The sequence below is a fragment of the Vibrio sp. NFR genome, from assembly GCF_027587095.1.
Lineage (GTDB): Bacteria > Pseudomonadota > Gammaproteobacteria > Enterobacterales > Vibrionaceae > Vibrio > Vibrio harveyi.
Map to the genome: position 1 here is coordinate 529,087 of NZ_JAPPTN010000001.1, position 25,371 is coordinate 554,457.

Below are 25,371 nucleotides of genomic sequence, written 5' to 3' on the forward strand. Positions count from 1 at the left end.
TAACGAATTGAGCAGCAGAAGCGGAGGATAATGAGCCAAACTAAACAATAATAATCAAGTGAGTAGATTTTCTATGGCTCAGACCATTCAATTGGCCAATCACACTGAGATCTCAGTAAGTGATAACGATCTTCAATTCGAGATCGTCGGCAACCAAATTCACTTTTCTTTTGCCGGGATACACAATAAAACCTTTACTGACCGTGAAGTCTTGTTTCAAATGCCTTTTCTCTATGAGCAAGGCGCAACCGTTATCGGTGATGGCTTCCAAATGTTGGCACAGACCAGCGGTACCATTTCTCAACCTATCGACATTGGTCGTTGCCCCGATAACAACAATTCCTACCGTATTTACCCTGAGAGCGCACCAAAGCGTTACTACAACTATTTAGTCGTAGAAGACTCTGCAGGTTACACCTTATTTGGTTTCACTACTTGCCGTCGCTTTGCTGGTTACTTTGAGGTGAAGCAACATGGTGAACATTGGGTACTTTCAGCAGCAATCGATGGTGAAAGAACGCAAGTTGCAGACTGGGAACATAACCATCTTGAATCGGTTGTTGTGTTACGTGGGAGTTCGTTATCTGAGCTATATCAAGAATACAGTGAGATGATTGCAGAACATCACCCTGCACGTAACGGAGTAATGCAAGACGCTCCGGTTGGTTGGTGCTCTTGGTATGCCTACTACGCGGACGTGACCGAAGGCAACGTTTTGGAAAACGTGGAATGTATGCAAGACAACCTAGCTGAGCTCGAATGGGTACTGCTAGATGATGGCTACCAAGCATTTATGGGAGATTGGCTAACGCCTTCAGATAAGTTCTCTGGTGGTGTAAAAGAGCTGATTCATAACATTCGTGCAAAAGGCAAAAAACCAGCCATTTGGATGGCACCATTCATTGCCCAGCCAGAATCAGAAATCTTCAAAAAGCATCCCGATTGGTTTGTGCGTCACGAAGACGGAGAGCTTCTGAAAGCTGAAGATGTCACCTATGGTGGTTGGCGTTGTACACCTTGGTACATTCTCGATACTTCAAACCCTGAAGTCCAAGATCACTTAACTCACGTCGTATCTGTCATGCGCGAAGAGTGGGGTGTTGAGCTATTCAAATTAGACGCAAACTATTGGGGCACTTTAAAAGGTAAGCGCAGTCAATCGGGCGTAACCGGTGTAGAAGCCTACCGTATGGGTATGGAAGCGATCGCTAAAGGGGCAGGAGATGCATGGCTATTGGGTTGTAACGCACCAATGTGGCCTTCTCTGGGCTTAGTCGATGCCATGCGTGTGTCTGACGATGTAGAGCGCCATAGCCATCGCTTTGAGCAAATTGCTAAAGAGACCTTCTTCCGCAGTTGGCAGCATCGCAAGTTATGGCAAATCGACCCAGATTGCGCAACGTTCACTTCATTACCTAACCAAGCAGCCTCGCGTGAAGATTATCAATTCCATCGTAACGTGCTGCTAGCGTGTGGCGGTCTACTACTTTCCGGTGACCCTCTACCAGAAATCACCCCATTTGCGAGTAAGACGCTAGCGAAACTGATGCTGCGTCAACGCCGTAATCAAGAATCGGCTAAGTTTACCGCATTAGGTTTGAACCATGCTTTCCTGCCACTAACATCTAAGAATGATCTGCACTGTTTGTTCAACTACGCGAACGATGATGCGACAGAATTTACGCTTACCGCAGACCAACCAACAGATTGGTATGATTACTGGACCGGGGAGAAGCTCAATCAAGAGCCATGTCAGTTATTGCTAGTCAGCTTAGATAAAGGGTTAAATGCTAAGGCTGTCGTGACAGCAATGTAATTGGAAAAGTGAGCCAATCTCGTCCTTTTCAGAAATAAAGGCTAAAATTACTGCAAATGATAACGATTATCATTTACAGTAATGCTAATGAAAGGTAGAATCCTTCTATCTTTTCAAAGTAACTATTTGCCTTCTGGAGAAAACAGGGATGAGATTAAAAATTGGCTCTTTTGCCAAACCTGCGGTTGTACTTTTGTCTATGATGTCACTTGGATTAAGCACGGCAGCAATGGCAGCCGAGAAATTTAAAGTAGTGACAACTTTCACCATTATCGCGGATATGGCTCAAAACGTAGCTGGTGATGCGGCTGTTGTTGAGTCGATTACTAAACCTGACGCTGAGATTCACAACTATCAAGCGACCCCTGGTGATATTCGACGCGCTCAAGGCGCGGATCTTATTCTGTACAATGGTTTGAACCTAGAACTGTGGTTCAAAAAGTTCTTCAAAAATCTTCATGATGTGCCAAGTGTGATTGTGACCGAGGGTGTGCAGCCGATGAGCATCGCTCAAGGTCCTTACAGTGGCAAACCTAATCCCCATGCTTGGATGTCTCCAAGTGATGCTCTGATATACGTCGATAATATTCGTGATGCACTAGTGAAATACGACAGTGTTAATGCAAAGACTTACCAAAAGAATGCTGAAGCATACAAAAAGCAGATCATGGATATGGTTCAGCCTATTCGTGAAAAAGTGGCTCAAATCCCAGAAGACAAACGTTGGTTGGTAACAAGTGAAGGGGCATTCAGCTATTTGGCTCGAGACTTCGGTCTTAAAGAACTCTACCTATGGCCAATCAATGCAGACTCGCAAGGTACGCCACAACAAGTTAAACGCGTTATTGATGAAGTTCGTGCAAATCAGATCTCTGCGGTATTCAGTGAAAGCACGGTATCGGCAAAGCCAGCACAGCAGGTTGCGCGTGAAACAGGGGCTAAATATGCAGGTGTCTTGTACGTGGATTCATTGAGCAGTAAAAACGGTCCAGTGCCAACCTTCTTAGACTTACTGAAAGTGACTTCAAACACAATCGCAGAGGGTCTAGAACAGTAATGGCAGGAATTAAAGTATCAGACATTAGTGTCACTTATCGCAACGGTCATACCGCGCTATATGATGCAAGTTTTTCTCTTCCAAAAGGATCAATTACGGCTCTTGTTGGTGTGAATGGCAGCGGTAAGTCGACGTTATTCAAATCCATTATGGGGTTTGTACCGGTTAGCCAAGGATCGGTTGAGATCCTTGGTATGCCGGCAAAAAAAGCTCTAAAACAGAATGTTGTCGCGTACGTACCGCAAAGCGAAGAAATCGATTGGAACTTTCCTGTTCTGGTTGAAGATGTTGTCATGATGGGGCGCTATGGTCATATGGGATTACTCCGCATTCCAAAGCAAACCGATCATGACATGGTGACGGCTGCACTTGATCGCGTGAACATGACCGCGTTTAGAAAACGCCAAATAGGTGAACTTTCTGGCGGACAAAAGAAACGTGTTTTTCTTGCGCGCGCATTGGCGCAAGAGAGTGACGTTATTTTGTTGGATGAACCTTTTACTGGTGTCGACGTTCAAACGGAAGAACAAATCATGGCGTTGCTGCGTGACTTACGTGATGAGGGCAAAGTCATGCTGGTATCCACGCACAATTTAGGTAGTGTGCCAGATTTTTGTGACCGCACCGTATTGATCAATCGAACTGTGCTTGCTTCCGGGATGACTAGCGAAATCTTCACTCCCGAAAACCTCGAACTTGCGTTTGGTGGCGTCCTTCGACACTTCATCCTTGGCGGTAAAGATCTTCATGAAGATGATGATGAGCGTAAGTTGACAGTCTTGTCTGACCACGAACGTCCAGTTGTTATGTATGGTGAGCAGCAAGCTGTTCCGGTTTCGCGTCCAGACAAGTAAGGAGTTCATTTTTATGGATTATTTACTCGAACCTTTTCACTATGGCTACATGGTGAATGCCATGTGGGTGAGTGCATTGATTGGCGGTGTCTGCGGCTTTCTGTCGACTTACCTAATGTTGAAAGGCTGGTCACTCATTGGTGATGCACTTTCTCACTCGATCGTTCCTGGGGTTGCTGGTGCATATATGCTCGGCTTACCTTTTGCCTTTGGCGCGTTTTTGTCTGGTGGTCTTGCTGCCGCTGGAATGTTGTTCTTGAGCCAAAGAAGCAAATTAAAAGAAGATGCCATCATTGGTTTGATATTTACGTCTTTTTTTGGTCTGGGGTTATTTTTAGTTTCACTTTTCCCTGCCGCGGTGAATATTCAAACTATTGTATTAGGTAATGTGCTCGCCATCACGCCGACCGATACATTCCAGTTAGTTATTATTGGTGGTATCTCGCTTGCCGTTATGCTCGTCAAATGGAAAGACCTAATGGTGGTCTTTTTCGATGAGAACCATGCCAAGAGTGTCGGACTGAACCCGACCCGATTGAAAGTGTTGTTTTTTACGCTTCTAAGTGCATGTACTGTCGCAGCGTTGCAGACCGTTGGTGCTTTTTTGGTTATTGCGATGGTTGTTATTCCAGGGGCTACAGCGTATTTAATGACTGACCGATTTTCACGCGTGATTGTTTACGCTGTTGCAATTGGGTCTCTAAGTTCATTCGTTGGTGCCTACGTCAGTTACTACATTGATGGCGCGACTGGCGGGATCATCGTTTTACTGCAAACAGCTTGTTTCTTGATGGCATTTGTTTTCGCACCTAAGCATGGTCAAATTGCGATTAGACGTAAAAGCAAACAACAAATCGCAAAAAAGAATCGTGAATCAGCGTCTTCAATGCCTATGATGAATAAGGAGCACAAAAATGCTTGATACACTCCTTATGCCTTTTACCTTCACATTCATGCAGCAAGCATTCTTGATTGTTTTGCTTGTTTCAATTCCAACGGCTTTATTGTCTTGCTTCCTTGTATTGAAAGGTTGGTCGTTGATGGGGGACGCCATCGCGCACTCGATTCTTCCTGGTGTGGTGATTGCCTATATCCTTGCTATCCCTTACACCGTTGGCGCGTTTGCTGCGGGTATATTTTGTGCGCTTTCAACAGGCTACTTAAAAGAAAATAGCCGTATCAAAGAAGACACCATTATGGGCGTAGTCTTTTCTGCCATGTTCGCGCTTGGTCTCGTATTGATGACCAAAATCGAAGTAGGCGTCCACCTAGATCATATCCTGTTTGGTGATGCACTAGGTGTGAGTTGGGCGGACATCATTGAAGCCGCAATCGTCGCTTTACTTGTTGTGCTTTTTGCGGTGTTCAAAGGAAAAGATTTGTTAGTTTTCGTATTTGATTACCAACACGCGCAAGCAATTGGTCTGCCTGTTAAGTTTCTCCATTATGGTTTGCTTTCGTTACTATCGTTAGCCATTGTCGCTGCACTTAAGGCTGTTGGGATGATCTTAGTTATCGCGATGCTGATTGCTCCCGGGGCAACTGCATTCTTACTAACGCGCCGTTTCCACAGCATGGTGTTGCTTGCCTTATGTATGTCACTGCTGAGTGCTTTTCTTGGTGTGTACTTGAGCTTTTTCATTGACAGTGCACCAGCGCCTACCATCATTCTCATCATGACGCTGAAGTTTATTATTGTCTTCTGCTACACCAGTTATAAAAATAGGAAAGTGGAGTTTAAATCTGGCGACACGATAGAACAGTTTTAAACCAGACTTTTCATCAAAGCCCAAGTATTGAATTGCTTGGGCTTTTTTCGTTGTCACTACTATACCCAAGTAACTTCGAGATGCTAGGTTCAGCGAGACTGACTTGGTTTGTAGACGCGGCGGCGATTTAAAGGTTGTGTGGGTCTAAATCAAGAATCGGCAACAAAGTATACAAGCCAAGGCCCTTATATTTGCAAGGAGCGCCCTTTGGGAGCGTGTCTTTGACTCGCTTTTTTAGTCAAACAAATGGCTGCGTCAAACAACTTGGAAAGAGCTGGCTATTACACTGCGTTGTTTTCCTTGCTCTCGAATCAATGACAACGCTCTGAATCCTGCATCCTGAAGTCACTTGGGTATAAACGACCTCTATTGAATGAATCCTGTGTGTTGTGCTTGTCGGGTGAATTTATTGAGTCTTTTTTACGTTTTGAAATTAGGACAAAAGCAAAATTTCAGGTAAAGTAACCGCCTTTGTGAGCAAACTCGCTTCCTTGGTGCAATTCGTTACGTAATTCACCCCGTTAGGAAGCCATCAAATTGACTTGAATAGGAAGAGACATGATTCTAGTTGTAGGTCATAAGAACCCAGACAGTGACAGTATTTGTAGTGCACTAGTTGCAACTGAACTTCTAAAGGCGCGTGGTGTTGAAGCAATGCCAATTCGTCAGGGCGAAATTAACCGTGAAACTCAGCACATCTTAGAAGTAGCTGGCGCAGAAGTTCCTGAGCTACGTACTTCAGTTGCGGGTGAAACAGTTTGGCTAGTAGATTACTCAGATCTAGCGCAAGCACCAGACGACATCGCTGAAGCTGAAATCGCGGGTATCGTTGACCACCACCGTCTAGGTGATGTGATGACAGTAAACCCAATGGAAGCATGGATCTGGCCTGTTGGTTGTACTAACACAGTACTATTCAACATGTTCAAAATTGAAGGTCACGAGATCACACCTCAAATCGCTAAGCTAATGATGTCAGCTATTCTATCTGACACTGTTGGTTTTGCTTCTCCAACTTGTACTCAAAAAGACAAAGACGCTGTTGCTGAACTAGCGGCAATCGCAGATGTGCAAGATGTTGACGCATTCACTAAAGATCTTCTAATTGCTAAGACAAACATCGAAGGTCTATCTGCTGCTGAGCTTGTTGAAAAAGACCTGAAAGGTTACCCATTCAACGGTCGTGACGTAGTTGTAGGTCAGGTTGAGCTTGCAACTCTTGAGCAAGTGGATGGCATGATCGATGCGCTAGAAGCTGATCTAGAGGCGCGTTGTGCAAACGACAACCTAGCATTCGCGGCAGTGATGCTAACAGACATCACTACTGCTCAAACTCGTCTTCTATACAAAGGTGAGTGGGCTGAGAAGCTTGTTAAGCATGAGAAAGATGGCATGCTAATGATGGAAAACACGCTAAGCCGTAAGAAGCAAGGTTGGCCTTGGCTTCAAACTGAGCTTGCGTAATTTCATTGTTACCAGTTTATACTTTAGATGCCCGCCCTTCGGTGGGCATTTTTCTATGGGAAATAGGAGACGACTATGTCTGAAGCATTAACCCAAGAGCAGATGGACACCATTAACCGCTACAATGAAGAGCAGCGTTTGAAATACTGCGTAAAAGAAATCGTAGCGAACCGCAAAGTGTGGATTCTGAAAGACGAACACGGTTGTGTCATGCTAAACACAGAAGATGACGATTGTGTACCAGTTTGGCCAAACGAAGAGTTTGCACAGCAATGGGCAACGGGTGACTGGGAAGAATGTGAGCCGGAAGCTATTTCATTGAATAAGTGGCACAGTCGCTGGACGTCCGGCCTAGAAGACGATGAGCTCTCTGTCGTGGTTTTCCCAAACCAGAATGAAGAAGGTGTTGTTCTTTTTCCTGACGAATTTGATTTTGAACTGCGCAAACAAGAAAGCCGTCGCTAATTGGGTCGAGTCGCGTCTTGATATCCAGTAATACTAAAAAGCCTGCGTTGATGCAGGCTTTGTTATTTTTGTCAGTAATTTACGATTTTCTGAGAGACAAGGATTAGTGGCTTGGCGCTTTGTAAAAGTGGCTCTCGACCAATCGTTGAGTAATAGCGTGCTCTGGATTAGTAAGCACTTGGTTAGTTTCACCAAACTCCACAACTTCACCTTCGTGCATCACCATCACTTTGTCGGTAATGTGTTTTACGATCCCAATATGCTGAGATACATAAACAAAGGACAGTCCCATCTCTTCTTGCAGCTCTAAGAAGAGGTTGATGATCTGAGAGCGCATCGCCATGTCGAGACCATTGAGTGCTTCGTCAGCCACAATGATCGAAGGCTGAAGGATCAATGCACGAGCAAGGCACACACGTTGTTTCTGACCTGCTGCGAGCATTTGAGGGTAGAAGTACGCATGTTCCGGCAGCAGACCAACTCGAAGTAAGGTTTCTTTCACACGCTTCATACGTGCATCTGGCGGCATGTTCGTGTTTCGCTTTAACGGACCTTCCAAAATTCGACCTATCTGAATTCGTGGGTTCAAAGAGGTGTTTGGGTCTTGGAAAATCATGCGAATCAGCTTACAGCGCGTCGAGTAATCTTTGTGTTCGAGACGTTCACCGTTCACTCGAATCTCACCAGAACTCGGCTCAACAACGCCAGCTAACATACGTGCTAGCGTCGATTTGCCTGACCCATTTTGTCCGATAAAGCCGATAGTTTGCCCCGGCTCTAAACTGAAGCTGACCGGCTTTACTGCCTCTTTGACTGTGCGTTTGAACAGACCTGAGCGCGTGACAAACTGTTTCGATAGGTTATCGACTTCAAGCAACGCACTCATGAATGTTTCTCCGTGTTCAATGGGAAGTGGCAGTTAAATTTATGGTTCTTAATTCGTTTGGTATGCGGAATTTCGACACATTGTCTTTGTGCATAAGGACAACGAGGTCCTAAACGGCAACCAATCGGTAAGTGCTGCAACGGAGGGATTGAGCCTGGCAGCGATTGCAGTTTCTGCTTATGAGGAATCCAATCATTGAAATCGGGCATCGCTTTTAGCAGCGCAGCAGTATAAGGGTGTTTAGGTGCTTCGATGAGTTTATCGGTATCTGCTGATTCCACCGATTGACCACAGTACATTACGGTAATGCGATTTGCCCATTGTGTAATGGTCGTCAAGTCGTGCCCGATCAACACAATGGTGGTATTGTTGAGTTGGTTCATACGACTCAACAAACGCAAGATTTGCGATTGTGTAATTGGGTCAAGGTCGTTTGTCGGTTCGTCGGCAATCAAGATTTTTGGCTTGGTTGCAATAGCCATTGCGATCATGACTTTTTGACATTCACCATCGGTTAGTTCGTACGGGTAGCTGCCCATTAAGCGTTTATGATCTTTGATACCCACTTTATGGAGTAGGGCGATGGCCTGTTTTTTACGCCACTTAAAGCGTTCCCACCATTTACCTTCAAAAGAGCGAGACGGGATCGATTCTATCAACTGACGTCCTACTTCTTCTGAGGGATCCAAACACGTTGAAGGCTCTTGGAATATCATGGCGATGTCTCGCGCAATCACTCTTCGGCGTTCTTTTGGCGTCAGTTGAAGCAGGTCAATATTGCCAAGACGCATTCGGTCTGCGGTCACTTTCCAGTTGTCTTTACAAACGCCTACAATGGCTTTGGCCACCAAGCTTTTGCCCGAGCCTGATTCGCCTACTAAACCACGGATTTCCCCTTCATTCAGGGTAATACTCATGCGGTCTACGGCTTTCACCAAACCTGAGGGCGTTTCAATTTCAATGGTTAAATGTCGAATATCTAATAACGGCATTATTCGATCCCCGCATTGAGAGCTTGGCGTACACCTTCACCCACTAAGTTTAGAACAACCACGGTAAACATAATGGTGAGACCTGGTAGTGTTACTGTCCATGGTGCAATGTAAATGAGCTCAACAGAGTCACCTAGAATTGCTCCCCATTCAGTACTTGGTGCTTGGGCACCTAAGCCGAGGAAACCAAGCGCAGTGATATCTAGAATAGCAACTGAGAGTGCAAGGGTAATTTCAGCGGCGATAACCGTTAATACGTTAGGTAGAATAGAGTTCCACAGCAGATAAAAATCGTTCGCACCATCCAGACGTGCTGCCATGATGTAATCTTTTTCAACCTCGGTATGCACGGCAATATAGACCGAACGGATAAAACGTGGGATCAGAGCTAAGCAGATGGCCAGAAGAATATTGAACTCACCAAAGCCTAAGAATGCCACGAAAATGATCGCAAGCAGTAGTGATGGAATAGACATCACAGTGTCGAGCAAGTGGTTTAGGGTACTGGAGAGCAGGCCTTTAGTCATGCCCGCTAAAACACCAATGAAACAACCGATCAACGCTGCTATCGCCGTAATTGCAACTGCAGCTCCGAACGTCAGTTGAGAGCCCATAATAAGGCGCGAAAGAATGTCACGACCTAAATCGTCAGTCCCTAGGAAGTAGTCAACCGTGCCAGCTGGTGCCCATGATGGCGGCACAAGCAATTCTCCTGATTGAGCTTGAGGATCATAAGGGGCAATTAAAGGTGCAAAAATGGTGATCAGCACAATGAAGATCAAGCACCACAAGCCAAACATTGCCAAGCTGTTCGCGCGGTAGCTACGCCAGAATCGTTCGAACTGAGTCGGAATGCGCTCTTCCTGATAGACGTTATTTGTTAGCATACCATTCCTTTCTCACCAGAGGGTTGATCATGGCACCAATCAAATCCGAAAGGATGTTGGCAGTTAAAACAAGGGTCGCCAGAACCATGACACCAGCTTGAATTGACGCATAGTCTTGATTCGAAAGAGCGTCCAACAACCAGCGCCCAATGCCTGGCCAGTTGAAGATAGACTCAGTAATGATAGCTAACGTAATCATGCTTGAAAGCTGAACCCCAACCTTTGGAATGATGGGTGGAATCGCATTGCGTAATACGTGTTGTGTCACGATCTCACGGTTTGATAAACCTTTGATTCGCGCCGCACGGATGTAGTTTTGGCTCATCACTTCTGCCACTGATGCACGCATCAAACCAATGACCTGTGTGGTTGGTGTTAGAGCCAGAACCAAACAAGGAAGAACCATATGCTCAATAACGCTTTGTAGCGCATGAGCTCGGTATTCACCTTTTGCCATAAATGCATCGATAATGGCGAAGCCTGTCACATGGTCAATTTCGTAAAGAAGATCATAGCGTCCCGCGACAGGGAAGACATGATATTGAAGTGAAAAGACCATAATCAACATCAGCGCAACCCAGAAAATTGGGGCGGAATAACCAGACATAGAAACGAACGAGATGCTGGTATCTAACCATTTGCCTTGTTTCATGCCCGCTATTGTACCGAGTGGAATACCGATCAGCAGTGACACAACAAAGGCGAAAAAGCACAGCTCTAGCGTTGCAGGGAACACCACCGCTAACTCTTCATAGATTGGGTTGCCATTTTTGCTGATACCGAAATTGAGCTGAGACAACTCGACTAGGTAGCTTTGCCAGCCCGACCAAAACTCTACATTTGCCCAATGAGATGTTGGATCCAAACGCAAGAGTGAAAAGCCCACCAAAGTGAGAATCATCAAAGTGATGACAAATAGATTAAGACGTCTTACGGCGTACCAAAACATTAATGAATTCTCTCAACTCTATCAAAAGGTTGCGCATTGAAAGGGCTCGATTTAAAACCTTTCAGCGATTTATCGTGAACACGGAACTGAACGCCGTGAGCTAATGGGATAACTGGAAACTCTTCATTCAGAATATTCTGCGCTTGGCGGTATAGGTTCAAGCGGTAACGCTGCTGCTGTGTCTCTAATGCGAGATCGAGCAAGAAGTCAAAATCATCGTTACACCACATTGAAACGTTTAAACCCACCCGCTCAGATTCACAAGAAAGCAACGGACGGAAGAAGTTGTCAGGATCGCCAGTATCACCAATCCAGCCAGTTAAGAGCAAATCAACATCGTTGATGGTTTCGAGCTGTGTGCGCTCAAAGCGATCATCGGTCAGTAGGCGTAACTCAACACCGATATCGGCAAAGTTAGCTTGGATAAGTTCTGCGGTTTTACGCGGGCTAGGGTTGAAAGCGCGAGGCTCTAATGGGACCCACATCGTCAGTTGCAGACCTTTCTCGTAACCTGCTTCTCGAAGTAGGGCTAAAGCATAATTACGGTCATAACGTATTTTCACGCTGTCTTTTTGGTAAGCCCAAGAGTTTGGTGGAAGCAGTGTATAAGCTTGAGTCCCCGTACCGTAATAAACCGAGTCAAGAATGTTCTGGCGGTTGATCGCCAGATTCAAGGCTTGGCGAACTCGAGCATCGCGCAGAGCAGGGTGCTCAGTATTAATCGCAATAAAGGACACGTTGTTAGCAGGTGTTGCGGTTAATTCCAGCTCTTCTGTTTCTTGGATGATCGGGATTTGGCTAGAGATCGGTGAAGCCAAGACATCGCACTCATTTCTCAGTAGCTTAGCGAGTGTGCCCGTACCACGGTGGGAAATATCGAATACGACTTGCTCCATTTTTGCCGGCGATTTCCAGTATTTAGGATGGCGCTCTAAACGAATCAAGTCGTTCACTTGATACTCTTTTAGTTGATATGGACCGGTACCGATAGGCAGCATATCAATTTGTGCTTTCTCATCCTTTGCTGCTAACTGCTGACCATATTCTGCAGAGAGAAGCACAGCATGGCTGGTGGCAATGTTTGCCAAAAAAGCAAAGTTAGGTTGAGTCAGAACAAATTTAACCGTGTGGTCATCCAGCGCAATCACATCTTTAACTAGGTTTTGGAAATCTAAACCTGCAAACCATGGATAAAAACCACCACCGACGTCGTGAAACGGATGGTCTACATCAATGATTCGCTTAAAGCTAAATACCACGTCTTGCGCGTTGAATGGTCGAGTTGGTGTGAACCATGAAGTCTTTTGGAACTGAACACCACGCTTAAGATTAAACGTATATTCGGTGCCTTCTTCATTCACCGACCAGCTCTCAGCAAGGTTCGCGATGGGTTGATGAGATTTAGGATCGAGCGTGAGCAGCGTGTCATAAAGCTGAGGACTTAATGCTTCGGCTGTAATGCCGCTGTCAATTAGCTGAGGGTTGAATGTGGTTGGCTTACCTTGCCCACAAAACACAAAGCCATTCTCTCGAATATCATTGTGATCGATTTCGTCACCACAGGCGGTGAGTAAGCTAATACCAATTAGGCTCAGCGATAGTCTTATAAAAGCATTCATAATATGAAATGGTCATTGGACTTTGCTTGCTCCCAGCGCGTTATAGCACCGGGTGTGACAAGCGAAAATGATCTCGCTAATTTATCACTTTTGCCAACTCGCTCCAAACATAAAATCGTTGAGCTGCAGGGTGTTAGATCAAATTACCGTATCATTTCTGGTCGTTGACCTGTTTTGCCTCTTGAAATTGCTCACAACGTACGTGCAATAGCGCCTTTCGCACCGCGGTTCGTTTTATCATTATATACCCAAGTCAACTCGCCCTTCGAGAGCGTGTCATTGACCCGGCTGCTGTGTCAAACCGCTAGGAAAGAGCCGATTATTACCCAGCGTTGTCTTCCTTGCTTACTTTCATTAAACAGGGAACCAGAGACAACGCTCTGAATCCTGCATCTTGAAGTCACTTGGGTATAGTGATCAATTGATAGAGTGAGACATCGCTAGAGAGCAATGATAGTTAACTTGGTGCAAGGACGTTTATCCTTGACCAACTAAGCCATATTTTCTCACCATGCCTCTTAGTTGATGGTAGCTCAGACCTAACAGCTCTGCGGCTTGACGCTGGTTAAACTTGGCTTCTTCCAATGCACGGTTGAGCAATTCAATATCTTGGTCTTCTTGCCACTGCTTGTAATCCAACGGGAAGTGTATTTCTGCTTTTTGTGCGGCTTGTGTTGTTTCTGGTTCTTCTTGACTCGCAGAGTGACCCAATGCGTTCTCCCAACCCGTTTCAAATGGGTTAAAGATCAAGTGTTCAATCGGATCTGAGTTCAATCCATGACGGTATATGGCACGCTCAATGACATTCTTAAGTTCACGTACGTTACCTGGCCATTCGTAGTCTAGGAGCGATTGCTGCGCTTGCTCCGTAAAACCGACGAAGTATTCAAGTTGGAGTTCACGACACATTTTGATCGCGTAATGCTCGGCAAGAGAGAGAATGTCTTCTTTTCTTTCACGTAAAGGAGGAAGCATGATGACGTCAAACGCCAAGCGATCGAGTAAATCCGCTCGGAAATCGCCTTGTTCCGCCAACTTTGGTAAGTCTGCATTGGTTGCACACACCAAACGTACATCGGCGTTTAATGCAGTATGCCCACCAACGCGCTCGTATTCCCCATATTCAATCACACGCAAAAGTTTTTCTTGAACGAGGAGAGGAGCGGTCGCCAATTCATCGAGGAATAGTGTGCCACCCTCTGCGCGTTCAAAACGTCCTTTGTGCTTGCCTTTAGAGCCAGTAAATGAGCCGGACTCATGACCAAAAAGCTCAGAATCAATCAAACCTTCGCTTAATGTCGCACAGTTTAGGGAAAGCAGTGGTTTATCCCAACGCTTTGATAAATAGTGTAAACGTTGCGCGATGAGTTCTTTACCTGTGCCTCGTTCTCCAATTATGAGGACAGGGCGCTCAATTGGCGCAAGTTGTGATACTTTATCTAATACGGCGAGAAAAGCAGGCGATTCACCGATGAGGTTTTGCTTCATAAAATCCTTCTTATTTTCTATCTTGCCATGATTTACAGTATTGGAGTTGGTGAAATTTACCAACAGTTGGTAAAAACCATCATAGCATAACGGTATGCAACAACAACAAAATGCTTAACTTGCTGTTTATTAAGGGAAATAAAAGTTGGCACGCTACTTGTAATATCTAAATGGAGACACAAGGTGAATAACCGCCTTGTCGAGTTTTAATAGGAAAAAAGAGGAGTTCCGTTATGGGTATTTTTTCTCGTTTTGCAGATATCGTTAACTCAAACATCAGTGCATTGCTAGACAAGGCGGAAGATCCTGAAAAAATGATCCGTCTTATCATCCAAGAAATGGAAGACACACTTGTAGAAGTGCGTACTAACTCGGCTAAAGCGATTGCAGATAAAAAAGAGTTGGCTCGCAAAGTCGAAGCTCTAGAAGAGCAAATCACTGAGTGGGGGCAAAAAGCAAGCCTAGCTTTAGTGAAAGAGCGTGAAGATTTGGCTCGCGCAGCTCTGATTGAAAAGCAAAAGTTAGAGCAAGTCATTAAAGGTCTTCATACTGAGCAAACGTTGGTTGAAGAAACCATCGAGAAGCTAACCGGTGAAATCGGTAAACTAGAAAACAAAATTGCTGAAACGCGCGCTAAGCAACAAGCATTAGCAATTCGCAACCAAACGGCATCTAACCGTCGTGATGTTCAAAAACAACTGCATGCAGGTCGCACAAACGAAGCGATGGCAAAGTTCGAACAGTACTCTCGTAAAATTGACGAGATGGAAGCAGAAGCAGATCTTTACGCAAAAACTGGCAACGCAAAATCTTTAGACCAAGAGTTTGCCGAGCTACAAGCACAAGATGAAATCGAAAAAGAGTTGGCAAAACTGAAAGAACAGATGTCATCGAACAATAAATAAGAAAGGAGCCATTTATGTCGACATTTTTTATTACTGGACCATTGATTGTCTTTTTAATCTTTGTCGCTCCACTATGGCTCTTCTTACACTATCGCAGCAAACGCAAAGCAGATAGTGCACTGTCGAGCCAAGATCTAGAGCGTCTTCAGGTGCTGTCTGAGAAAGCGGAAGCGATGCAGTCTCGAGTTGATACATTGGAGCGTATCCTAGATGCAGAATCCCCAACGTGGAGACGCAAGTATGAGTAAACGAGAACTGTATCGTGACCCTGTAAACGGTAAAATCTCCGGCGTGTGTGCCGGAGTGGCAAACTACTTTGGTGCAGAAGTTTGGTTGATTCGTATCGTTGTGATTTCCGCAGCCTTGCTTGGTGGTACTTTCCTTGTGTTGTTGGCATACATTGCGATGACCTTCATGTTAGAAAAGCAGCCAATGACTTATACCGAAAACATTAAGGCGCAACAGGAACATACATTGAAGAGCAAACCGTGGCAAAAAGGGCAAAGCCCAGATCAGTTGCTCAGTGTGCTAGAAAACGACTTCAGTCGTCTTGATAATAAGATTCGAAGTATGGAAGCGTATGTCACCTCTGATGCCTATCGCGTAAACAGAGAATTTAATAAGCTCTGATAATTAATTATGAATTTATTGATAAAGCAGACCTCGGTCTGCTTTATTTTTGTCTCAAATAGCTCATTTTAAAGAAAAATTAGATTCAGATGCTCTAGAAGAATGTCATAAATTCATCTACCTTAAAAAGAATGGATGTTAAATGGATGAATTCACATGAGAAAAGCGCTCATTCCAATCGCTGTCATGACGGTTCTTTCGGGGTGTGGTAAAGAGCTGCCACCAGTCCCTGAACCCGAATCTCGGCCCGCCAAACTCTTCACTGTTTCTGTAGGCAATGCTCAGTTTGAAAGACATTTTCCTGCCACTACAGAAGCTGGTGACCGAGCAGTACTCGCATTTCGTGTCCCTGGTTTGCTTCAATCGATAGAAGTAAACGCAGGTCAAATGGTCAATAAAGGCGATGTGCTTGCCGTGCTCAACCCCGATGAGTATTCACTACTCGAAAAACAAGCCCGTGCAAATTACACCCTTGCTGACGTTCAATACGAGCGTTCGAAAAAGCTTCGTAAAGAACAAGTGGTCTCGGAACAAGATTTTGATGCAGCAAAAGCCAATCACAACTCGGCCAAAGCCCAGTGGAATCAGGCAAAAGCAAACCTAAGATACACCAAACTTGTTGCCCCTTATGACGGCACGATTTCTTATCTCCCAGCAGAAAACCATGAGTATGTGGCGGCAAAAGAAGGCGTCATGAATATTCAGACCAACCAAGTAATGAAGGTACTGTTCCAACTGCCTGATCACTTGTTAAGTAAATTTACTCAAGGTGCAAATGCGTACGCCTCCATGACGTTTGATGCATTCCCAGAGCGTTCTTTCGAGTTAACCTTCCAAGAAATTGATACTGAAGCAGACCCTAAAACTGGTAGTTACAAAGTCACCATGGTAATGGAACGACCAGAAGGGGTGGGGATATTGCCGGGTATGTCCGGTAACGTGCATTTAGTTTCTGAAAATGCAGGTGCCACCCGAATTCCAAGCTCCGCGATATTTACTGAAGATGGCAAAACCTGTGTTTGGCGTGTCAATGACCAAGGTATTGTTGAGAAAGTGTCCGTCGCGTTAAACGATAAGCAGCAAATCGAGGAAGGACTGCAAGATGGTGATCAAATCATTATCTCTGGCGTGAACGTGATCGAACCGGGTATTAAGGTTCGAGAATGGGTTAAGGAGCGAGGGCTGTAACATGAAAGGAATCTTAGCTTTAACGACGCTTTGCTCTGCTGTATTGCTCGCTGGTTGTGGTGACAAAGGACCTGAAAGAGAACTAGAAACACCTCGTGTGAGAGTCGCTTCTCTGGAAGGAAAGCGAGTCGATGATAATCTTTATTTCCCTGCTATTGCCAATGCGGCTGACCGTTCGCATTTGAGTTTCCGTGTTGCGGGTGAGGTGAGCCGAGTGTTGGTGAAAGAGGGTGATAAAGTCATTAAAGGCGATGTCATTGCCACACTGGATCCTACGGATTATCAGCTTGATGTTGATAATGCTTCGGCACGTTTTTCCGTCGTCGATAGCCAGTATCGTCGCTCTGCACCTTTGGTGAAAAAAGGTTTATTAGCGAAATCTCAATTCGATGAGATTGCAGCACAACGTCAAATCGCACTTGCTGAATTGGAGTTAGCCAAACTTCGACTGTCTTTTACTCAACTTAAAGCGCCTGTTGACGGCATCATCTCACGTGTCAACGTTGACCAGTTTGAAAATATTCAAGTTGGGCAGTACATCGTGAACATTCATAGTGTTGATCGTGTTGAAGTGCTGATCCAACTTCCGGATCGCCTCTATGTCAAACAGCCGCCGACGTCGGAAAATCTTGCCAAAATTGATGCGGTGGTTCGTGTACCAAGTGGTAATGAATACAAAGCCCACATCAAAGAATTCACGACCGAACCAGATCCAGATACTGGCACATTTACCGTCACCTTATCACTGCCTATGCCAGAGCAAGAGTACATCCTTGACGGTATGGCTGTTGATGTGACGTCCAAAGATGAGAATGTTGGCTTGGAATTGAATGTTGGTATCAATGTTCCGATCGAAGCGATTTTCAATGCTGATGGCGATGATTTAAGCCGAGAAAACAAATTTGTTTGGGTGCTAAATGACGACAATACCGTCACTCGCAAGCAAGTACGAGCGGGCAAAGCATCAAAAACATCGGTTCAAATTCTTGATGGTCTAGAGCTTGATGACAAAGTCGTTGTTGCAGGTGTGGCTCGATTGAGAGAAGGCATGAAAGTGGAAGTGGTTAAGCAGGAGGCAACTCAATGAGTGAACAAAATAACGTTGCGCCTCAACAAGATGATGAAAACGTAACGGGTATTGCGGCGTATTTCATTAGAAACCGCGTAATCAGTTGGATGGTGTCGCTGATCTTCTTGATTGGTGGTGTTGCGGCGTTCTTTGGATTAGGGCGTCTTGAAGATCCAGCCTTTACTATTAAAGACGCAATGGTAGTGACCTCTTATCCGGGGGCAACGCCACAACAAGTGGAAGAAGAAGTTACTTATCCGATAGAGAAAGCGATTCAGCAATTAACCTACGTGGATGAAGTGAACTCCATTTCCAGTCGTGGTCTATCTCAAATTACAGTGACCATGAAAAACAACTATGGTCCGGATGATTTACCACAGATTTGGGATGAACTACGTCGTAAGGTTAATGACCTAAAAGGTACATTACCACCGGGTGTCAATGACCCATCGGTGATTGATGACTTCGGCGATGTATACGGGATTTTGCTTGCGGTAACTGGTGACGGATACAGTTATAAAGAGTTGCTCGATTACGTTGATTATTTAAGGCGTGAACTTGAACTGGTTGATGGGGTAAGTAAGGTCTCTGTATCAGGTCAACAGCAAGAGCAAGTGTTCATCGAAATCTCGATGAAAAAGCTAAGCAGTTTGGGGCTATCTCCGACAACCGTTTTTAACTTACTTTCGACCCAAAACGTAGTTTCTGATGCAGGTGCGATCCGTATCGGTGATGAGTACATTCGTATTCAACCTACCGGTGAGTTTCAAAGCGTAGATGAGCTAGGTGACTTATTGATCACCGAGTCTGGTGCACAAGGTCTGATCTTCTTAAAAGACGTTGCCGAAATTAAGCGAGGTTATGTAGAAGTTCCAACCAACATCATTAACTACAATGGTGAGTTGGCGCTGAACTTGGGGATTTCATTTGCTCAGGGTGTCAATGTTGTTGAAGTTGGCAAGGCATTTGATCGTCGAGTTGCAGAACTGAAGTACCAACAGCCAGTAGGCGTTCAAATTTCAGAAATCTACAATCAGCCAAAAGAAGTAGATAAGTCGGTGAGTGGCTTCGTTATTAGTTTGGCTCAAGCCGTTGGTATCGTAATCATCGTTCTATTGTTCTTTATGGGTTTACGCTCAGGTCTGCTTATTGGTCTGATCTTGCTACTGACTGTACTAGGTACCTTCATTTTTATGAAGTACTTAGCCATCGATTTACAACGTATCTCTCTTGGGGCATTGGTTATTGCTCTGGGTATGCTGGTGGATAACGCCATCGTCGTCGTGGAAGGGATACTCATCGGGACTCAAAAAGGACGAACGAGACTTCAAGCTGCGACGGATATCGTCACGCAAACCAAATGGCCGCTTTTAGGCGCGACGGTTATCGCTGTTACTGCTTTTGCACCAATCGGTCTATCAGAAGACTCGACGGGTGAGTACTGTGGTACCTTGTTTACCGTACTGCTTATCTCGTTAATGCTGAGCTGGTTTACCGCTATTTCGTTGACGCCTTTCTTCGCTGATATTTTCTTCAAAGGTCAGAAAATTAAGAGTGGTGAAGGCGAAGACAATGACCCATACAATGGCATCATCTTCGTTATGTATAAGAAGTTCTTAAGCTTCTGTATGCGCCGAGCATGGTTTACTGTTGTTGTCTTGGTGGCAGGTCTAGCGGCGAGTGTTTACGGCTTCACCTATGTGAAACAAGCCTTCTTCCCGTCTTCAACCACCCCTATTTTCCAGTTGGATGTTTGGTTGCCAGAGGGTACGGATATTCGAGCTACGAATGATACGCTGAAAGAACTGGAAGGCTGGCTTGCTGAGCAAGATCACGTTGAACATATCACTACCACCGCAGGTAAGGGTTTGCAGCGCTTCATGCTGACTTATGCCCCAGAGAAAAGCTACGCGGCTTATGGTGAGATCACTACGCGTGTCGAGAACTACGAAGCGTTAGCCCCACTTATGGAGCGCTTTAGAGAGCACATCAAATCCAACTACCCAGAAATCAATTACAAATTGAAGCAAATTGAATTGGGTCCTGGTGGCGGTGCGAAGATTGAAGCGCGCATTATTGGTTCTGACCCAACGGTGCTGCGTACTATTGCTGCACAAGTGATGGATGTGATGTACGCCGACCCGGGAGCAACGAACATTCGTCACGATTGGCGTGAACGTACACAAGTGCTTGAGCCTCAGTTTAATGAAAGTCAAGCTCGTCGTTACGGCATCACTAAATCGGATGTGGATGATTTCTTATCGATGTCCTTCTCTGGTATGAATATTGGTTTATACCGCGATGGTACAACTCTGATGCCGATTGTTGCGCGTCTTCCGGAAGATGAGCGTATCGACATTCGTAACATCGAAGGCATGAAAATTTGGAGCCCAGCACAGAGTGAATTTATTCCTCTACAACAAGTAACTATGGGTTACGACATGCGTTGGGAAGACCCAATCATTGTGCGTAAGAACCGTAAGCGCATGCTAACGGTAATGGCAGATCCAGATATCCTAGGTGAAGAGACAGCGGCAACATTGCAAGCACGTCTACAGCCGCAGATTGAAGCGATCGAAATGCCACCAGGTTACTCACTAGAGTGGGGTGGTGAGTATGAGTCATCAGGTGATGCGAAGGCGTCGTTGTTTACCACGATGCCGATGGGTTACTTGTTTATGTTCTTGATCACCATCTTCTTGTTTAACTCAATCAAAGAGCCTCTTATTGTTTGGTTAACAGTACCTTTGGCATTAATTGGTGTGACAACCGGTCTATTGGTGTTGAATACGCCGTTTGGCTTTATGGCATTACTGGGTTTCTTGAGTCTGTCGGGGATGGTACTGAAAAATGGTATCGTACTGCTTGATCAGATTGAGATTGAAATGAAGTCGGGTAAAGAAGCGTACGACGCAGTGGTGGATGCCGCAGTAAGTCGTGTGCGTCCAGTATGCATGGCTGCAATCACAACCATTCTAGGTATGATTCCTCTACTACCGGATATCTTCTTTAAACCAATGGCTGTAACCATCATGTTTGGTTTAGGTTTTGCGACCGTACTGACACTAATTGTCGTGCCAGTGTTGTATCGTCTATTCCACAAGGTGGCAGTGCCGAAGTAACGACTTAGTTTAAGTAACGTTCTAGAGCGCCTCTGGCTAACGTCAGGGGCGTTTTTATAAGGATTAAATATGGAACAGAATACGTGTGCATGGGCGATGAACCATCCACTTGAACGCGAATATCACGATACTGAATGGGGTGTGCCTGTACACGACGATACGGTATTGTTCGAATTCATCACGCTAGAAGGTGCGCAAGCCGGTTTAAGCTGGATTACGATTTTGAAAAAGCGTGAAGGTTATCGAGAAGCATTTGAAAACTATGACTTAGATAAGCTGATTCAACGCGATGAAGTGCGTACCGAATTCATCGTTGAAAACTTCGACGTGGTTAAGCATCGCGGCAAAATTAATTCGGTATTCAGTAATGCCAAAGCGGCAAAGCAATTGATAGAAGAATACGGAAGCCTTTCAGCGGCGCTATGGCAATTTGTTGATGGCAAACCAATCGTGAATCACTGGACAGACATGAGCCAAGTGCCAGTATCGACAGAACAATCCAAAGCGATGAGTAAGTTCCTCAAAAAGAAAGGCTTTAAGTTTGTTGGTGAGACCATTTGCTACGCCTTCATGCAAGCAGTAGGTATGGTCGATGACCACATTGTTGGTTGTCCTAAAAAACTGAATTAGTTTTTAGATTTACTATCATGAATCCTTTCCAAAGCTTCTATGCGACGCCATTGGTTTTGCTCGAAGCTTTGTTCTCTTAATCCGGCGATTTCTGTTTTCTTTTCTTCTTCGCCGAGGAAATCATTGTTGATGATCTCCGCACGTTTCTCTAAATAATCGTTGAGTGATGCGTTAAACGAGGCTCGTTGTTCATCCAGAGTTTGTAGTCGTTCGGCGCCTTCTTCACCCACCAAATCAACACGAGCCAAATACTTCTCCTGTGCAGACATTTCTGAGGTCTGATTTAGTTCAATCACTAGCGCGTTGTTGCGCTCACTTTGTTGAATGTACTTAGGTTGAGAGGCGAGGTTTTCTTCAAGCATTTGTTGTTGAGAATCAGCGTCTAATTCGGTTTCTCGAATGGTGAGTTTATCTATTGCTAACTGGCGTAAGCGATTTTCTTCATCGAAAAGTTGAGCAATTTGTTCGTCAGTAAAAAACGCGCTTTGCATCACTAAGATTGCGTCATTTAGCTGCTTCAGTTCGTTTAATGACAACGAATTTCCTTCGAACGGTTCTAGCTTGGATAGTGCTTCTTTGTATGCAAGATAGGTCTCGAACAGTTCTGCGCTGATACCCAGTGAATCTAGTTGTGATTCACCAGTTTTTACGTTGGCTTTGATTTCTTCAAGGCTTTGTTCTCCTAGACCGCTCAGAGTGTATTCAAAGAAGTCTTTTTGAGAAGAGAGATCAATACTGGTGTCCTGTTGTGACTGAGCTTTTATAAGTTGTGAAGGTGGAGACGATGGAAACAGATAAGCCGCTCCTACACCAATGAGTGATACGATGAATAAGGTGATGAGAGCGACTTTCTTCATAATGGCTTCCTTCTTATAGACCTTGCTGTTTTAGGCGGTTTGCATGTTGGCGATACAATGTGACTGGATCCGTTTCGAACAAATGATGGATACCTAGCAGCCCGTTGATTTCATCCAGATGATTCATCTTGTAATCATCACGAATCACTTTCCCCAAGTGAGTGCTGCACGTGCCCACGAGACCATCATTTGGACTATCAAACGCCAAACCTAAAACCACCATTGCGCCGTCTGTTGGATCAAACAGGTTGGTAAAGTTGGAAGAGCCAGTCCATGAGTAGTAATGCACACCGTTAGACGCCAATAGGTCTCCATCTCCACATTCACTGGTTGGAATGCCTTCAGGGTAATGCTGGTTGAACGCCAAAGAACCTTCGGTGGTTAGTGCCGCTAAGGAAGCTAGTGGGTCTTGGTCGAGATCAGTGCCACCGGAAAGTAGATTAATGAGAGTCACTAGCCCTTCTGCTAGCTTCACCGCGACACCTTCACTGATGGAGCCTTCAGGAACCGTTCCACGCACAATATCAGCTACTTTTGATCCTTTGTTCACCCCTCCAATACTGGTAACGGACGCCACTAAATCTGGGCGTACAGAAGCAACATAACGTGTTGTTGGTCCACCATGGCTGTGCCCAATCAAATTGACCTTTTCCGCGCCTGTAGCAGCAAGCAACGTTTCTACTTGAGCCAAGAGCTGCTCTCCACGTGCTTCACTGCTGTTGGTTGCGGAGACTTGAGCGACATAAACCGTCGCGCCATCTTTCGTTAGAGCATGTGGGATGCCATAGAAGTAATCGACTCCGGCAAGGGAATCAAAACCAAATAAACCATGGACAAGTACGATGGGGTATTTGGTTTCTGTGTAACCACTGGCGTTGGCAGATGCAAAAGGTAGGGTGCTTAAAACGAAAAGCATTGTTGTTATGAATCTGAGTTTCAAAACTATCTCCTTGTGGTATGACCTCTTATGAGTTTTATAAAATAGGAGATAAGTTTTGCGGTTGAGAAGTTCGTTTGTGGCACATTGTTTTAATCTGTGATTACTCAAAAGAAAATCAACAGATTCAATTAACATTGGATTGATGAATATTAGAATGTTAGTTAATTCTAATTAAGACAATGAGTTAGTAACTCTATAATGAGAGGTAAAAAAATAGCCTCGCAGTACGAGGCTATTTAATAATTGTTCTGAATGCTTATAAAGAGGCTTCTTTTTCTAGCACTAATGCATTGTATCGAGCAAAGCCAGCTTCAAGATCGGCGATTAAGTCTTCTACATCTTCTAAACCAATGTGTAGACGTACTAATGTACCTTCGAAATTTGGATTCGCCACTGTGCGCAAGCTATTAAAGCTCTTTGGCTCGTTAGCTAAAATCAAACTCTCAAACCCACCCCATGAATAACCCATGCTGAAGTGCTTCATACCATCCAACAATGCTGTGGTGGCTTTCGGGTACGAGCTTTTCAACACGAATGAGAACAGACCGTTACCACCAGTAAAATCGCGTTTATAGAATTCGTGACCCGGACAACTCTCTAGAGCAGGGTGACGAACGTGGTCAACTTCAGGACGAGCTGCTAACCATTGCGCGACTTTTAGACTGTTTTCCGCGTGTTGGCGTAAGCGTACATCAAGTGTGCGAATACCACGCAGACCGAGATATGCATCATCAGGAGAAACACATTGACCCATTAGGTAGCTCTGCTCGCGTAGCTGATCCCAGTACTTCTCAGACGCAACCGCCGTACCCAGCATTACATCTGAGTGACCAACAATGTATTTGGTTGCTGCTTGGATAGAGATATCCACGCCGTGCTCGAATGGTGAGAAGTTCACCCCCGCGCCCCATGTGTTATCCAACATTACAATGATGTCTTGTTCGTGTGCAATGCTTGCTAGGGTAGGGACATCCATCACTTCCATGGTAATGGAACCAGGAGACTCAAGGAAAAGCACTTTAGTATTCGGCTGAATAAGGTCACGAATGCCTGCGCCGATCATAGGATCGAAGTAAGTTGTCTCTACACCCATCTTCTTCATGATGGTGTCACAGAAATCGCGAGTAGGTTCGTAGCAGGTATCCACCATTAAGATATGGTCGCCCGTTTCGACAAAAGACAAGATGGCATTAGAAATCGCCGCCGTGCCACATGGGTAAAGGGCACACCCTGCGCCGCCTTCGACCTCTACCATGGCATCTTGAAAGGCAAAGTGTGTGTTTGTACCACGGCGTCCGTAAAACAGGGTTTTATTCGTACGATTGATCATCGCTTGGTTTTTTTCTGCGACGGTATCAAACACTATAGTAGAAGCGCGCTGCACTGGTGGGTTTACCACGCCATTTGTCCACTTCTTATCACGACCTGCGGTAACGAGTTTGGTCTTTTTGCCTTCTGACATAAAAATTCCCTGTCTAAATTACGATTTTCAATATTTAAAACATGGACCAAGGGTGGTTTGCAAGGGAAAAGTAGAAATGAAACGACTCGTCAGAGCATAGAGCGAAAAACAGTGAGAAAGTGCAACAGATAAAGAAAACCGACAGCATAGAACTGTCGGTTTTGTAGAGATTTATTAGCTTTATACCCAAGTGACTTCAAGATGCAGGATTCAGAGCGTAGTCATTGATTCGAGGTCAAGGAAAACAACGCAGCGTAATAGCCAGCTCTTTCCAAGTTGTTTGACGCAGAAGTCGAGTCAATGACACGCTCCCAAAGGGCGA

The 25,371-nt window shown here is 45.0% G+C and carries 23 protein-coding genes; 14 read left to right on the top strand and 9 right to left on the bottom strand.

All coding sequences use genetic code 11. The features are described 5' to 3' along the window. The first annotated feature begins 73 nt into the window (after positions 1-73). From OH463_RS02385 to OH463_RS02415, 7 genes are all read left to right on the top strand, one after another. Positions 74-1,816: a glycoside hydrolase family 36 protein gene (locus OH463_RS02385; RefSeq protein ID WP_009699912.1), complete on the top strand. Its 1,743-nt coding sequence runs from the start codon at positions 74-76 to the stop codon at positions 1,814-1,816. Between the two features lie 148 nt (positions 1,817-1,964). Continuing rightward, positions 1,965-2,873 (top strand): metal ABC transporter substrate-binding protein, encoded by a 909-nt coding sequence (locus OH463_RS02390; RefSeq protein WP_005450720.1) that lies wholly within the window; start codon positions 1,965-1,967, stop codon positions 2,871-2,873. Continuing rightward, positions 2,873-3,727 carry a manganese/iron ABC transporter ATP-binding protein gene (locus OH463_RS02395; RefSeq protein ID WP_005450718.1) on the top strand — a complete coding sequence of 285 codons (855 nt, stop codon included), beginning with the start codon at positions 2,873-2,875 and terminating at the stop codon, positions 3,725-3,727. Before OH463_RS02390 ends, OH463_RS02395 begins: the two co-directional genes overlap by 1 nt. A gap of 13 nt (positions 3,728-3,740) precedes the next feature. After that, a complete protein-coding gene (locus OH463_RS02400; RefSeq protein WP_017819516.1) occupies positions 3,741-4,649 on the top strand; it encodes a metal ABC transporter permease in 909 nt (302 codons plus the stop codon). Next, positions 4,642-5,496: a metal ABC transporter permease gene (locus tag OH463_RS02405; protein ID WP_005450714.1), complete on the top strand. Its 855-nt coding sequence runs from the start codon at positions 4,642-4,644 to the stop codon at positions 5,494-5,496. Before OH463_RS02400 ends, OH463_RS02405 begins: the two co-directional genes overlap by 8 nt. Positions 5,497-6,054: 558 nt before the next feature. After that, complete coding sequence (locus OH463_RS02410) at positions 6,055-6,960, top strand: manganese-dependent inorganic pyrophosphatase (protein WP_005450712.1); 906 nt, start codon at positions 6,055-6,057, stop codon at positions 6,958-6,960. A gap of 75 nt (positions 6,961-7,035) precedes the next feature. Continuing rightward, complete coding sequence (locus OH463_RS02415) at positions 7,036-7,425, top strand: DUF2750 domain-containing protein (RefSeq protein WP_005437260.1); 390 nt, start codon at positions 7,036-7,038, stop codon at positions 7,423-7,425. A gap of 103 nt (positions 7,426-7,528) precedes the next feature. Here OH463_RS02415 and OH463_RS02420 read toward each other — a convergent pair whose 3' ends face one another. The 6 genes from OH463_RS02420 to pspF form a co-directional block, all read right to left on the bottom strand. After that, the gene (locus OH463_RS02420; RefSeq protein ID WP_005450710.1) at positions 7,529-8,311 is read right to left on the bottom strand and encodes a peptide ABC transporter ATP-binding protein; all 783 of its coding nucleotides are present in this window, start codon (positions 8,309-8,311) and stop codon (positions 7,529-7,531) included. After that, positions 8,308-9,303: a peptide ABC transporter ATP-binding protein gene (locus tag OH463_RS02425; RefSeq protein ID WP_005450708.1), complete on the bottom strand. Its 996-nt coding sequence runs from the start codon at positions 9,301-9,303 to the stop codon at positions 8,308-8,310. Before OH463_RS02425 ends, OH463_RS02420 begins: the two co-directional genes overlap by 4 nt. After that, the gene (locus OH463_RS02430) at positions 9,303-10,190 is read right to left on the bottom strand and encodes an ABC transporter permease subunit (protein ID WP_005450707.1); all 888 of its coding nucleotides are present in this window, start codon (positions 10,188-10,190) and stop codon (positions 9,303-9,305) included. Before OH463_RS02430 ends, OH463_RS02425 begins: the two co-directional genes overlap by 1 nt. Further along, entirely contained in the window at positions 10,177-11,139 is a 963-nt protein-coding gene (locus tag OH463_RS02435; RefSeq protein WP_005450705.1) for an ABC transporter permease, read from the bottom strand. The genes OH463_RS02430 and OH463_RS02435 overlap by 14 nt, the downstream gene beginning before the upstream one ends. Next, positions 11,139-12,758: an ABC transporter substrate-binding protein SapA gene (gene sapA / locus OH463_RS02440; protein ID WP_005450700.1), complete on the bottom strand. Its 1,620-nt coding sequence runs from the start codon at positions 12,756-12,758 to the stop codon at positions 11,139-11,141. Before sapA ends, OH463_RS02435 begins: the two co-directional genes overlap by 1 nt. Positions 12,759-13,235: 477 nt before the next feature. Continuing rightward, a complete protein-coding gene (gene pspF / locus OH463_RS02445; RefSeq protein ID WP_009698165.1) occupies positions 13,236-14,246 on the bottom strand; it encodes a phage shock protein operon transcriptional activator in 1,011 nt (336 codons plus the stop codon). Between the two features lie 233 nt (positions 14,247-14,479). On the opposite strand from pspF, the gene pspA reads away from it, so the two are divergent. From pspA to OH463_RS02480, 7 genes are all read left to right on the top strand, one after another. Then, the gene (gene pspA, locus OH463_RS02450) at positions 14,480-15,151 is read left to right on the top strand and encodes a phage shock protein PspA (protein ID WP_005450697.1); all 672 of its coding nucleotides are present in this window, start codon (positions 14,480-14,482) and stop codon (positions 15,149-15,151) included. Positions 15,152-15,165: 14 nt separating this feature from the next. Then, entirely contained in the window at positions 15,166-15,399 is a 234-nt protein-coding gene (pspB, locus tag OH463_RS02455; RefSeq protein WP_005450695.1) for an envelope stress response membrane protein PspB, read from the top strand. Continuing rightward, a complete protein-coding gene (gene pspC / locus OH463_RS02460; RefSeq protein WP_172458607.1) occupies positions 15,392-15,781 on the top strand; it encodes an envelope stress response membrane protein PspC in 390 nt (129 codons plus the stop codon). Before pspB ends, pspC begins: the two co-directional genes overlap by 8 nt. A gap of 156 nt (positions 15,782-15,937) precedes the next feature. Then, positions 15,938-16,969: an efflux RND transporter periplasmic adaptor subunit gene (locus tag OH463_RS02465; protein ID WP_005450692.1), complete on the top strand. Its 1,032-nt coding sequence runs from the start codon at positions 15,938-15,940 to the stop codon at positions 16,967-16,969. 1 nt (position 16,970) lies between these two features. Next, a complete protein-coding gene (locus OH463_RS02470) occupies positions 16,971-18,056 on the top strand; it encodes an efflux RND transporter periplasmic adaptor subunit (RefSeq protein WP_005450690.1) in 1,086 nt (361 codons plus the stop codon). Further along, positions 18,053-21,160, top strand: a complete 3,108-nt coding sequence (vmeI, locus tag OH463_RS02475) for an efflux RND transporter permease subunit VmeI (RefSeq protein ID WP_005450688.1) — start codon at positions 18,053-18,055, stop codon at positions 21,158-21,160. Before OH463_RS02470 ends, vmeI begins: the two co-directional genes overlap by 4 nt. A 69-nt stretch (positions 21,161-21,229) precedes the next feature. Next, positions 21,230-21,790, top strand: coding sequence for a DNA-3-methyladenine glycosylase I (locus OH463_RS02480; protein WP_005450686.1), 561 nt, complete (start codon positions 21,230-21,232; stop codon positions 21,788-21,790). On the opposite strand, the gene OH463_RS02485 is transcribed toward OH463_RS02480, so the two are convergent. From OH463_RS02485 to OH463_RS02495, 3 genes are all read right to left on the bottom strand, one after another. Further along, a complete protein-coding gene (locus OH463_RS02485) occupies positions 21,787-22,647 on the bottom strand; it encodes a lipase secretion chaperone (RefSeq protein ID WP_005450680.1) in 861 nt (286 codons plus the stop codon). The genes OH463_RS02480 and OH463_RS02485 overlap by 4 nt on opposite strands. 13 nt (positions 22,648-22,660) lie before the next feature. Further along, positions 22,661-23,563: an esterase/lipase family protein gene (locus OH463_RS02490; protein ID WP_009698161.1), complete on the bottom strand. Its 903-nt coding sequence runs from the start codon at positions 23,561-23,563 to the stop codon at positions 22,661-22,663. Positions 23,564-23,843: 280 nt separating this feature from the next. Next, on the bottom strand, positions 23,844-25,049 hold the full coding sequence (locus tag OH463_RS02495; RefSeq protein WP_005450676.1) for a cystathionine beta-lyase: 1,206 nt from the start codon (positions 25,047-25,049) through the stop codon (positions 23,844-23,846). Positions 25,050-25,371: the final 322 nt, after the last annotated feature.